This window comes from Paenibacillus sp. JT31N11 (assembly GCF_056269285.1).
In genome coordinates, this window is record NZ_JBWDNQ010000040.1 from 1 (window position 1) to 11,358 (window position 11,358).

Annotated in this window: 12 protein-coding genes; 2 read left to right on the top strand and 10 right to left on the bottom strand. The window is 44.6% G+C overall.

The window, feature by feature from the left end:
* Positions 1-96 precede the first annotated feature (96 nt).
* Together AC0YNV_RS40055 and AC0YNV_RS40060 are read right to left on the bottom strand one after the other, a co-directional pair.
* The gene (locus tag AC0YNV_RS40055) at positions 97-921 is read right to left on the bottom strand and encodes an alpha/beta fold hydrolase (RefSeq protein ID WP_475773021.1); all 825 of its coding nucleotides are present in this window, start codon (positions 919-921) and stop codon (positions 97-99) included.
* 265 nt (positions 922-1,186) lie between these two features.
* Positions 1,187-1,774 carry a hypothetical protein gene (locus AC0YNV_RS40060; RefSeq protein WP_475773022.1) on the bottom strand — a complete coding sequence of 196 codons (588 nt, stop codon included), beginning with the start codon at positions 1,772-1,774 and terminating at the stop codon, positions 1,187-1,189.
* 477 nt (positions 1,775-2,251) lie between these two features.
* Between AC0YNV_RS40060 and AC0YNV_RS40065 the strand changes: the two genes are divergently transcribed.
* Entirely contained in the window at positions 2,252-3,370 is a 1,119-nt protein-coding gene (locus tag AC0YNV_RS40065) for a GerAB/ArcD/ProY family transporter (RefSeq protein WP_475773023.1), read from the top strand.
* A gap of 395 nt (positions 3,371-3,765) precedes the next feature.
* On the opposite strand, the gene AC0YNV_RS40070 is transcribed toward AC0YNV_RS40065, so the two are convergent.
* From AC0YNV_RS40070 to AC0YNV_RS40080, 3 genes are all read right to left on the bottom strand, one after another.
* The gene (locus AC0YNV_RS40070; RefSeq protein WP_475773024.1) at positions 3,766-4,167 is read right to left on the bottom strand and encodes a MerR family transcriptional regulator; all 402 of its coding nucleotides are present in this window, start codon (positions 4,165-4,167) and stop codon (positions 3,766-3,768) included.
* Positions 4,168-4,192: 25 nt separating this feature from the next.
* Entirely contained in the window at positions 4,193-5,203 is a 1,011-nt protein-coding gene (locus tag AC0YNV_RS40075) for a medium chain dehydrogenase/reductase family protein (RefSeq protein WP_475773025.1), read from the bottom strand.
* Between the two features lie 1,011 nt (positions 5,204-6,214).
* Positions 6,215-7,885, bottom strand: coding sequence for an alpha/beta fold hydrolase (locus tag AC0YNV_RS40080; RefSeq protein WP_475773026.1), 1,671 nt, complete (start codon positions 7,883-7,885; stop codon positions 6,215-6,217).
* Positions 7,886-8,251: 366 nt separating this feature from the next.
* On the opposite strand from AC0YNV_RS40080, the gene AC0YNV_RS40085 reads away from it, so the two are divergent.
* A complete protein-coding gene (locus tag AC0YNV_RS40085) occupies positions 8,252-8,584 on the top strand; it encodes a tyrosine-type recombinase/integrase (protein WP_475773027.1) in 333 nt (110 codons plus the stop codon).
* A gap of 679 nt (positions 8,585-9,263) precedes the next feature.
* Here the strand turns inward: AC0YNV_RS40085 and AC0YNV_RS40090 are convergent.
* From AC0YNV_RS40090 to AC0YNV_RS40110, 5 genes are all read right to left on the bottom strand, one after another.
* The gene (locus AC0YNV_RS40090) at positions 9,264-9,695 is read right to left on the bottom strand and encodes a hypothetical protein (RefSeq protein ID WP_475773028.1); all 432 of its coding nucleotides are present in this window, start codon (positions 9,693-9,695) and stop codon (positions 9,264-9,266) included.
* Between the two features lie 4 nt (positions 9,696-9,699).
* Entirely contained in the window at positions 9,700-9,915 is a 216-nt protein-coding gene (locus tag AC0YNV_RS40095; RefSeq protein WP_475773029.1) for a helix-turn-helix transcriptional regulator, read from the bottom strand.
* A gap of 334 nt (positions 9,916-10,249) precedes the next feature.
* Complete coding sequence (locus AC0YNV_RS40100) at positions 10,250-10,558, bottom strand: hypothetical protein (RefSeq protein WP_475773030.1); 309 nt, start codon at positions 10,556-10,558, stop codon at positions 10,250-10,252.
* Between the two features lie 16 nt (positions 10,559-10,574).
* Positions 10,575-10,937, bottom strand: a complete 363-nt coding sequence (locus tag AC0YNV_RS40105; protein ID WP_475773031.1) for a pentapeptide repeat-containing protein — start codon at positions 10,935-10,937, stop codon at positions 10,575-10,577.
* Between the two features lie 229 nt (positions 10,938-11,166).
* Positions 11,167-11,358, bottom strand: a 192-nt coding sequence (locus AC0YNV_RS40110) for a hypothetical protein (RefSeq protein WP_475773032.1), incomplete at its 5' end; no start/stop codon positions are given.

Below are 11,358 nucleotides of genomic sequence, written 5' to 3' on the forward strand. Positions count from 1 at the left end.
ACCTTCCCAAAATCTAAGGGACGGTTATTTGCCATTCCCTTTTACCAGTATAACATCCCTCGTTTGGCTCATTAATAATTAAATATTGACAACCTATTAGCTGGTATAGCGCAATAAGATATTTTGAATAAAATCCCTTATTGCAAATGCAATTTGTTCAGGCTGTTCTTCTGCAGAAAAATGTCCGCAATTTTCAACTATCCTGGCATTGATATTTTGCAGGCCGTTTTCTCTAAATCCTGCAAGATATTTTTCAATATTTGCGTGTTCATCCGATCCTCGCAAGTAAAGCACCGGCGTTGTCACCATAACATTTTTTGACGCGGCATTATCCTTTTCGTCCTCAAGGAAACTTCTATATAAATCGAACCCTGCTTTCAATGCGTCTAACCGGGAATAGGCTTCGACATATGATTTCCTGCGGGCATCACTCATTCTCTTGCCTTTCCCGGCGAGTACATCATAGAAGTAAGAGAAATAAGGAAGTTCTTTGCCTGAAATCAGTGTCTCCGGCAATACAGGTACATTATGAAATGCAAAATGCCAAATGTAAGGGTTGCTTTTCACCTCGTTCCACGGATCAACACCAGGAATGGCGACATTCATAATCACCGCGCGTGAAAGCCTGTCAGGGAAGCTTTTTAAAAATGCATACGTCACCTGGCCTCCAGCATCACAACCAACTAAAGTGACATCCTGCAAATTCATATGATCCATAATCCCCCGTACATACTCGGCTATATTGCGTTTGCTATATGACTTTAAAGGAATTACTGAATTCCCAATACCGGGAATGTCGATTGCGAGAACATGGTACTCTTCGGCAAGCTTCTTCATCACGAATTCAAATTCTAACCAGCAAGTTGGCCAACCGTGAATAAAAAACACAGTCGGTTTTGATAGGGGACCGGCTTCGACCACATGGATCGGGACCTCTTTGATTATAATATTCCTGTGGGTAAACAAACTTCTCACTCCTTATATATTGTTTGATCACCTCACGATTTTAACATACGAATATGACAACTGTTGTCAGTGGATATTATCATTGAGTGCAACGATTTATTCCAACAGTTAATCGCTTATTTGTAATCTGCCAGTTAGCGTAGCGAAGGGCTGCCGCGGCGGCAGCCCTTCGGCATTGTGCTATCGTACCCGTTAGCACAATAAAGATTTGTTGTTCTTTTTAATAATAGTAATTAGCTTTGAGTATTTTTACGATTTCTACTGGCAGTTCTCTAAAAGCCAATTCTAGCCAAGAAATTACCGTTTCATCAAACTTACGCCATGATTTTAAGAATGGCAGTGCAGATCTGAAGATTTCCTCGTTATTAAACGCTAATATACTTACTTCGTAATTCCTATCCCCCCATATAGCCCATTTCATGGAAGGGCTAAACCAAACAACCGTAAATGAGTTGTTGGAAATTGAATCTGCTGGCCAATTCTCTGGTCCTAATTCAAGTGCATTCCAATACTTGTTACTTTCAATATTCTTCGGAAACTTAATCCAATTAAAGTAACCGAACTCTTTGAAGTAGTATTCCATTGGCTTAGGGTCTAAAACGGCGGTTACTATATATTCGTCCTTTGATACTGACGCCAATTGTTGAAGTGTCCCCCAATCACTCATTGCATCATCAAATTGATTAAATAGATAGCAACCAAATTCTTTACGAAAAACTTGATTTGGCAAATCACAATCTTGGTTACAGACTTTACTTAAAAGTTCCTTGTATTTATAAAAGTCTTCTATGTTTCTTATATGGAACATTCATTCTCACCCCATTTTACATGATACATATAATTCAGGATTACCATATTTATGAATCAGAATGAGCATCATTTATTCGTTATTTATTGAATTATTCTGCCCGTTAACACAACGAAGCGATGGATCGGCTCCATCGCTTTTTTCTGCACTATCGTACCCCGTTAGCTCAACGAATCAATGAAAATCGTTAGCGGAGTGAGGCCCGCCTTGCAGCTGATTCTGCACGCCAGCGTTTGTTTATCGGGCATTCTGTACTCACCGTCCTAGAATGTCCATATGCTCACGGCCGTCACCCTCTGTTTTGGAGGACGTTTCCATTATAAGATTGGGAAATTCATTCAGCCATTCATATCGTAATCATTTTTTGCACGAAACAACTGTCTCAACTTCAGTTTAGAAAGGATTGCGATACATAATTGAATGAAAAAAATGGAAACCTACCTTTATCATTGCTTTTTAAAGGAGGAAGAAGATCAAATGCGCCCCATCACCGCGGTTCAGGTAGCCGCAATTGTGACTAGTTCTACGATTGGAGTAGGCGTTCTCGCAGCTCCCCTTATGGCTGTTCGCGTAGCAGATACTGGTGCTCCACTTGTCACATTGCTCGGAACACTGGTCGCATTATTCGGGTTGCTCCTTGTAACGGTACTCGGCGTCCGTTTTCCCGACCAATCGATCATCCAGTACAGCGAAGATATTATTGGAAGAGGCATCGCATTTGTGGCCAGTTTGGGCATTTTCTCCTTCTTTAGCATATTAATGGCACTCATCTCCCGCGAATTCGGGGAAATAGTCATCACCTCCATATTGAAAAGGACTCCATTGGAAGTGACCGTCCTTGCGATGCTGCTGCTTGCGGCTGTGTTCGCCAGAACGGATATCGTGACGTTCGCCAGTATCCATCTTTTTTACCTGCCTTTTATTATGGTGCCAAGCCTGACCATTACATTGTTGGCTCTGAAAAACTCCCGTACCCTGAACCTGCTGCCTGTATGGGGAAATGAGCATCATGAGCTGTTCTTCGGAATGTTAACGATTGCTGCCTTGTTTCAAGGCTCCTTCATCATCACGATGGTCATCCCGTTCATGAAAAAACCAAACAAAGCCTATTTATCAATGATTTGGGGCTGGTTTATGCCGAGCTTATTATATTTACTCATTGTTATTTCCGCTGTGGCCGTATTTGGACCTGAGGAAATTAAATTATTGATGTGGCCGACACTGGAATTGGCGAAAACAACCGCACTCCCAGCTAACATTTTGGAACGGCTTGATGCAGCGATTCTGGCGGTATGGGTGACCAATGTGTTCACGACACTGCTGTCGATTTTTTACCTTACGATTAAATCGATAACCCAAATGTTTCATTTGCAGGATCATAAAATGTTCGCTTTTTTCTTGCTGCCTTTTATCTTTCTGATTGCCATGCTGCCGCAAAGCGTGCTTCAAATGTATGAGTTCGTCGAATTCTTCGGAAAGATAGGGTTGTTTATTACGATCTGCTACCCTATCTTGCTGCTGCTCATTGCGGTAATTCGTAAAAAGCGGGGTAAGCCGGTCGCCAGCAATGAAAGTAGCGGCAGCCGCAGCAGCTAGGACTGTCAGGATCTTTCATCCCGTTCTAACCTGGACATATATTGCGCATCTCCTTCCCCCACATAAGGAGTCTAACTATGGAGTAGCGTTGGATGGTCCATTTTCGAAGCTTCGAGTTGTTTGCATCAGCACCAAAAAAAGTCTAAACCTTTGGAAACGAAGTCTTAGAATTTTTTGCTGTCTGTATAAATAATATACCAAAAATGCACAAAATCCCCCGTTAATTCAATGAAAAAGGGAACAGTTGCCGACCACTGCGAATGTCCCTAGTCCTTGCACTATCGTACCCGTTAGGTTGAAGATGCTTAACAGTTAACTTATATGATATATCCGGAACTCGATAGAGCCCGGATAGCATGCTGCTTATCCTTTACCCTCGCCCCTCCCACCTTACTCTACTTTGCGTCCAATATGTTGGAGTAGAATGTTCTTTTCTCAAGTGCGATCACCTTCACGGCTTCCAACTGCTTCATTCGCCGGTCCAGCTCATCGATGTGTCGATCCAAAATCTCGATCCGTTTATGCAGCGTGCCACCGGTATCGAAATCGGCCTCTCCCTGCGCCGTGAGCAGGCAGCCGTCCTGCGTAAAATCCGCGATGTCATCCAGCTTCATTCCAGCCTGCTTCAAGGTGTGAATAAACCGGATTAACCGCAAATCCGCATCGTCGTACTGCCGGATTCCGATCTCCTTTCCGCGCTGACGCCGAGGTTTAGGCAGCAGGCCGATTTTCTCGTAGTAACGAAGTGTAAAAGCCGTTATGCCCGACAGTCTCGCGATCTCTCCGATCGAGTACAAATCGCATGCACCACCTTCATTATGTTTAATTGTTGGTAAGAACGATTTTACCAGCTATTTGGGATGTTTCAAGCAACTTATGCGCCCGCGCCACTTCATGCAGTGGGATCCGCGCGGCGATGATCGGATTGATTCGCCCCTCGGCAAGCAATTCAAACACGCGTGCCAAGTCCTCGCGAAACCATTCCGGCCGCTCCTTCTTCAGAGTTGTGGCGGAATACAGATAGATGGGATTTCCCCTGGGCGTCGTTCTGTTGGCCGACAGGTTCGTCCAATCGTTGACCCAATCGCTCGAATCGTTCTGTCCAAGAACCGACGTGTACCCGTAACCCACGAAACGTCCGCCCTCGCTAAGCGTTTGGAATGACCTCTCCCAGTTGCTTCCCCCGATCGGATCGAATACGGCATCCACGCCTTCTGGTGCCCGTCCACGCACGATTTGCACAAAATCCTCGCTCCTGTAGTCAATCGGTACCGCCCCGTATCGGGTGACGACTTCGTGCTTGGCAGCCGAAGCGGTGCCGAACATTTCGACACCCGCAAGCCGGCCAAGCTCGAGCAACGCAGTACCCGTGCCTCCGCTAGCGCCGTGTATCAAAATTCGTTCCCCTTCAGAAACGTTTGCGAGACGATGCAGCATTTGATATGCAGTAACATAATTCAAAATGACCGCCGCCGCTGCTGCGGTGTCAATTTGCTCTGGTACCGGGTAAAACTCGTCGGCTTTCGCGTAAACAAAGGACGCGTATCCACCAGTACCGTTGTAAAATACGGCAACCTTGTCCCCTTTCTGAACATGCCGTACGTCGTCTCCGAGCTCATCGACAATGCCAACCGCGTCGTATCCTGGTGTAAAAGGGGGCGTTGGTGTGCCGGGATATTTGCCCTCTCTTCGCATAATATCGGCAAGAGCGACTCCCGCGCTATGCACGTGGACGAGAACCTCGTCCCTCTGCGGCTGGCGCAGCGGCTCCTCCACGATTTTTAACGTTTCCGGTCCGCCATATTCGGTTACAACCACACGTACGTTCAGCATTTTGCAACTCTCCTTTATTGGAATTGGTAGTTGGCTTGTATTATATCGGTTAGAGTTGACTCTAAGTCAAGTTTTTATTCCGTCACTACGTTCGAGATAATCACCTTGATCTTCTAAAAATTTATCTTAGACTTTTTCAACGAAATTCAAAAAATTCCTTCCGCACTCTTTTGCCAAAAGTTCAACAAAAAGGAGTAGCTGCCGCGGCACGCTACCCTGCGCTATCGTACCCGTTACTTTAATGACCTGGTTGTTGCGCTATCGTACTCGTTAGTTGAACGACTAACATAATACGTTATACGACTATAGGGGGTAGATCCACTTTTCATTAAAGACAGTTACTTGAAATTCACTTATGTCTTATCCAAACCAATCAGGCAATGCTTCTCCTTTAATGCAGTGATCAAACCACGTAAGAATTCGGTTTAAATAATCTTGTTGATATTTCTGATCCCAACCTCCACCGTGACCAGCATTAGTATAGCAAACTAATCTTGTTTCAACATTAAGTCCATATAATCCATTAAAAAGACTTTTAGCCCAACTGTCCCAATTTGCACCTTCCCACCCCGATCGCTAATGTGAGTTAACAGCTGAAGTAATTCACGGATAGCAGCTAGCTGATTATAATCAGGCGTATTAGAATCGAAACCTATAAGAAGGTAATCCGTTGAGACTTGAAAAAAATTGGACAACGTAATCAAACTCTCGCCGCCCGGGAAACTTATGTCTTTCTCCTATCGATTCATAGTTAGATATTCTTTCAATGCTTTGATTTTGTCCAGCTGATTGCTTAACCTTCATCGTAAGAGCGCCCCCTTGATAGTGTTGGGTTATTAGTCCTTTCGACAAACCCATCATACAGAGGCGCTCCTTTTTTGACAAAGGCCAAATCTTAGGCCCTACAGGAATGTTTAGCCACTTTCGTGAGCCAACCCCATTAGCGCTGTAAGACAAGAGCGCCGATCCATTGGATCGGCGCTTGCCCGTTTACAGTTGTTGTTCACTTACTTATTGCGGTGCTGCTGCAGACACACCGTTCAGCCAATCCGCGATATCCGAGATAACTTGATCCGGAATATTGCCAGGTATGGCGTACTCAGCGCCTGTTGATGGCTGGTCAACGGATACGAAGAAGTGATTCAGCTTCGGATATAATTTGTAGGATACGTCCGTTCGTCCGGCCAGCGCCTTTTTCCAGCCATCCAACTGGTCGGGACCGACCTGGGCATCGTTCTTCCCCTGCATGATCAACATAGGCGTTTCCTGATCCTTGGCGAGCTCTCCAGCGTAATAATTGCGGAAATCGAACCACCAGACCGGATTTTGCACGACGAAATTTTTGGGAATATTGGCGACGGAATATTGTGGATCCTTCAGCAGTGCCATCTGCTGTTCCCATATTTGTACCTGCTGTTCCAGCGCATCGGTCGGTTGTCCCGCCTGCTTGGCGCGTTCCGCCGCTTGTTGGTACTGAGTAAGGAGTAGGTCCTCCAACGGTTCCGAGGGGCCAGCCATGACGATTGCGCCGGCGATGGAGTCAGTACTGTCCTGCTGCACGATGCGCGGAACGAGCATTCCGCCCTGGCTGTGGCCCAGCACGAATATTTGTGCGGCATTCACTTCAGGTTGCTGCTGCAGGACCTTTACCGCCGCCAACGCATCGTCCACCGATTCATCCTTTACGGTAAACTGCGGATTCAGCGCGCTTTTAAGCGTATGCTCATAGGTCCGTTTATCAAATCTTAGCACGGCAATATGTTGGGCCGCCAGACCGGCCGCCAGATCACGGAACGGCTTGTAAGCGCCGGTCGACTCATCCCGATCCCCCGGGCCGGAGCCATGCACGAGAACTACAGCGGTGAAAGGCCCTTCCCCTTTCGGAAGGGTTAACGTACCTGGCAGCGAATGCTCCCTTTCGCCGACAACGACTTGCCGCTCCACGTATTGCGCCGGGTTATCGTAGGATGGTTTCTGATAAGCGCCGGATGGCAAATAGGGCAAATACAAATCATCGATTTTCCCGGTGTCGTCGAAACGGACGATGATACCGAAAGGCGTCTGCTGCGGTGTAGCGTAACCGAGCATCGCATTATTATGCACCGCTGTCTCCTCTTGATCGAGCATAAGCAATTGAGCCGGAGAGCCGTATACGGAAGTATTGCCGACCCAGTACGTCTGCAGAAATTGCTCCGGTAGCTGCTGCTGCAATCGCTCGTTCATCATCGCTCTCGCATCTTCAAACTGTCCTGTCTGCAGCAAGTGTACGAAATAGCTGCCACACGTCTTGACATCTTCCAATCCAACGAGGAGACCGTCTTGCGGATCCCAGTCCACGTCAACGTCGAATGCTTGTCTGATCATGCTCAGCGATACGAGCATTTGGCCGCCCGACAATCCCGCCTTGCTGTCCATCGTCCGCGCTTGCCTATTCACAAGGGCGGTATCAGCGCCAATCGTGATCGCAAGCTCCACCTGGCCACGAGTGACGACCGCTTGCCGATTGTCCGCATTCCAATTCACGACCGCGCCGATCGATTCCGCAACTGTCCTCAACGGCACCTTCTCTGTTTCGTCATCCCCCCCTGCACCCGTAGCCCAAGCCTGCAAAGGCAGCAAAGTTAAAAGTACCAACGTTGCTCCCGCAGTACGCCATTTTTTTGTCCGTCCCATTGTCGCCATCCATGGTCACCTCAGATTGATTAATAGTTTGATTGTTATATACAGAGTATAACAGATAGAACATAAAATCAAGAAAAAAAACCGTTCCGTCAAGAAATGAGCCTGCATCATTGACAAAATTTTGTCCAACGCTCCGCTTATCTTATGTATTGAAAAAACCAGCCCCCTCAAAGGACTGGTTCGCCGAGGCCATCATTGACCCGTTACTTTAATTTAATGTTTGTTGTTCTCTCCAGAGACACTGTTTGAATTACTAATTAATAAAGAATCGGAACAAGCCAATATGGCTGCAGGTAGAAGGCGAGTACCCCGATCGTTAGATAAGGTGCAAGCGGAATAGTTCCAACCTTCTTGTTGTTTCAAGATATGATTATCATCAAAACATTTGTTTATACCGGCGTCCGCGTTGATGAGCTTGTTAATATAAAAATAGATGAAATTGACTTTACTTATTGCCAGATACGTATCAATGAAGGAAAAGGCAAAAAAGATCGCATCGTTCCCTTCCCAGTTCCCTTCAAGGAAATGCTCGCGATGCACGTTCAAAATCAAAAAAAGAAAAACGCTCAATATCTATTCGAATCCTCATGGAAGAAGAAATATACGGATAGAGGAGGAATACGGAAAATAATTGTACGGTATGCTGAAGTCGCTAATTTGCCTCATCCTCTATCCCCCCACAAGCTCCGCCATTTTTAATTCACATGGCTTAAGCGGCAGGGTATTGATGATTCGCTCATACAACCTTACTCTGGCCACGAAAGCCGTAAATCATTAGAAATATATTCAAAGCTCTCCATTAAAGATGCCCAAGAGAGTTACGATGGCGTAATGAGTAAATTTCCAATATAATAGACCGCCCTGTAGCTACTTGTCTTAAATAGAACAGGCGCAAGCTGCAGTTGCTCCGGCCCGCGACTGCTGGTTTGCACGGAAAAAAGCCGCTTTTCTTCATGACAGACAATCTTGCATTCGGCTAACAGTAGCCGCTCGCCCGATATTGCCACAAAAAGATACACAGAAGGTATCTTCTGTGTATCCTTTTTAAAACAAGTAGCTGTGCAGGTCACCCAAGCCGTGAACTATTAAACTATCCTCCCATTCACAACGAGACTGCCGATCAATCCTGCGGTAGCCTTTACTTAAAAAAAAGGAGCAATTGCCGCGGCGGTTGCTCCACACTAACGTACCCAGTTAGTTTAATCATTTCATCATCTCACCACAGCAATCATCATCCATTTTGACATTTTCCCACATCGGTCTCGATATAAGTATCATCTTGGACAAAGCGTAAGTTTCCGCCTGGTGAGTAGTTGGACCCCAACGAATCGGATGCCCTAGACTGTACACTACCTTACTTTATTGGAAGTTCATAAAATCAGAATTTTTTATCTAACTTGCTATACAAGATTATTGTCATGACTAAATGCAATAAAACCAGTACCTCGAACAAAATAAACATCCACAAATATATCTTCACACGATAAATAACCCATATGACAAGAAACATTGCCCCAAGTGCGATAAAAAGCCAAAAGAATATTCGACTAACTACATTCCCAATTTCCACTCGCATAAGCGCATCTCGTTCATCAACCGGAATATTTTTGTAAGTCGCTTTCAGTTCAGGCTTAATATGAGTGAGTATAGCACCGATAACTCCAAAAATAACAAGAATCCCGCAAACCCCATAGGTAACTGTATGCGCAATGTTAAATCCTGTGATCCAAAATACACTTCCGAAGACAATTACAACGATGGCCACGAACACAGATTGCAAAATTTTTAACGTTTTTTTGTCGTATTTCATTTTATTAATTCTCCATTCTATTTAAATTCTCCGGCAACTTAAACAGTTCCTCAATAGTAACGTGAAAAACCAGTGAAAGCTTATACGCCAACAATATCGAAGGCTTAAACTGCCCTTTCTCAATCGAGATAATGGTTCGTGGGGACACACCTACCAGGATAGCGAGTTGCTCTTGAGTCATTTTAAAAGCTTTTCGATATTCTTTAACCAGATTCTCCATAAAAAATTATCTCCTAAACATAAATATGAAGTATACTTCACGTGAAGTATACTTCATGTTCATTGTATTGTCAATCTGTCACTTTGAAATATGGCAACCTAAGAAACCACTCCATTGTCGGGAGTGGCTTTGTCTTAATATACTGATGTAAATTTCGTCGTCAAACTGTACTTTGTGTTTATATCTGTGACTCGTATCAAAAATTGATAAGTTTAATTTCGTTATTCTGCCCGTTCGTAGCGGCATTTTCTGTACATAACTTATCTTATGTATTGAAAAAACCAGCCCCTCAAAGGACTGGTTCGCCGCGGCCATCATTCAACTATCGTACCCGTTAGCGTAATCTTCTCTTCAGAAACTTACCGTCAAAATCAAAAACTACAGTCCACCCTTGATCGAGCGCCTGACAAATAAAATATTCAACGTCACTAGGTCTAACAATTTTCATATTCAGATGTTCTGTATTAGGGAAGTTTACCCAAGCGCTGTCGATATCTGATTCAACATAAACCTCAAGGCGCATCCCTCTAGTGATTTCATGTTCGGCTATCATGATGATATATCCGCTTCCTGGGGAAACAGTCCATATATAATTGTCATCTCTGACCGATATTCTTCTAGAACTCTTTTTGTTTATTGTCATTCGTTTCTCCCTTAATTTAAAGTATCATTTCAGCAAGATGTGACTCTGTAACTACTATGGAATGAAAGGTGTTGTCAATAAAAGTAATTCCATCTACCTTCGCTCCCGAAAAGTCTGTGCCATCTAGTAAGTTACCAACTAATACCGCATTGTTAAAAATACAATTAGAAAAAATACATGCTTTTAGATTTGATTTGATAAACCTCGTGTTTTCAAAACTCGAACCAGTAAAATTTACCGAGAATAGGCACTCCTCAAAGTTAAGGTTTGAAAAATCAACTTCAGTTAGCTCCCCGTCTTCAACACAAAGCTTTGAGAATGACCGTTGTCCCTGTTGAAGCATTTCCAAAAATCCAACCGCTGTAACTTCGCTATCCATTTTCACACCTCAAATAGTTATTTGATGATTTATGTTCTACACTGCGACCACACAAACCTGCCCGTTACTTCAACGAAAAAGGAACAGTTTCCTGCCGCGGCGATCTGTTCCTGGTCTCTGCACTATCGTACCCGTTAGCGGACTGATGATTCGCGCTGTCGTGCCGCTGGGCGCACACGAGGGGCAACCATGTGGCAGCCCATTTGGTTATCTATCGTGCACAGTTAGCTTAACTATCGGAAATTTTCAGTTCCCCTTTTATGAATGTTTCCATCTCACTTAAGTAAGGGGAGTTATAAACGATCCCATCCTTATTCACCAGGACGTACATCGGATATGATTTTATGCCCAACTTTTTTAGATTTTTATTCAAGCGCTTATTTTCAGAATGAGCAGCCATTTCCGTTACGTTATCCAGAAT

Excerpts from the sequence above, each read along its gene's own strand:
- AC0YNV_RS40060 (WP_475773022.1), bottom strand. The coding sequence starts at position 1,774 with ATGTTCCATATAAGAAACATAGAAGACTTTTATAAATACAAGGAACTT.
- AC0YNV_RS40065 (WP_475773023.1), top strand. The coding sequence starts at position 2,252 with ATGCGCCCCATCACCGCGGTTCAGGTAGCCGCAATTGTGACTAGTTCT.
- AC0YNV_RS40075 (WP_475773025.1), bottom strand. The coding sequence starts at position 5,203 with ATGCTGAACGTACGTGTGGTTGTAACCGAATATGGCGGACCGGAAACG.
- AC0YNV_RS40080 (WP_475773026.1), bottom strand. The coding sequence starts at position 7,885 with ATGGCGACAATGGGACGGACAAAAAAATGGCGTACTGCGGGAGCAACG.
- AC0YNV_RS40085 (WP_475773027.1), top strand. The coding sequence starts at position 8,252 with ATGATTATCATCAAAACATTTGTTTATACCGGCGTCCGCGTTGATGAG.
- AC0YNV_RS40090 (WP_475773028.1), bottom strand. The coding sequence starts at position 9,695 with ATGAAATACGACAAAAAAACGTTAAAAATTTTGCAATCTGTGTTCGTG.
- AC0YNV_RS40095 (WP_475773029.1), bottom strand. The coding sequence starts at position 9,915 with ATGGAGAATCTGGTTAAAGAATATCGAAAAGCTTTTAAAATGACTCAA.
- AC0YNV_RS40100 (WP_475773030.1), bottom strand. The coding sequence starts at position 10,558 with ATGACAATAAACAAAAAGAGTTCTAGAAGAATATCGGTCAGAGATGAC.
- AC0YNV_RS40105 (WP_475773031.1), bottom strand. The coding sequence starts at position 10,937 with ATGGATAGCGAAGTTACAGCGGTTGGATTTTTGGAAATGCTTCAACAG.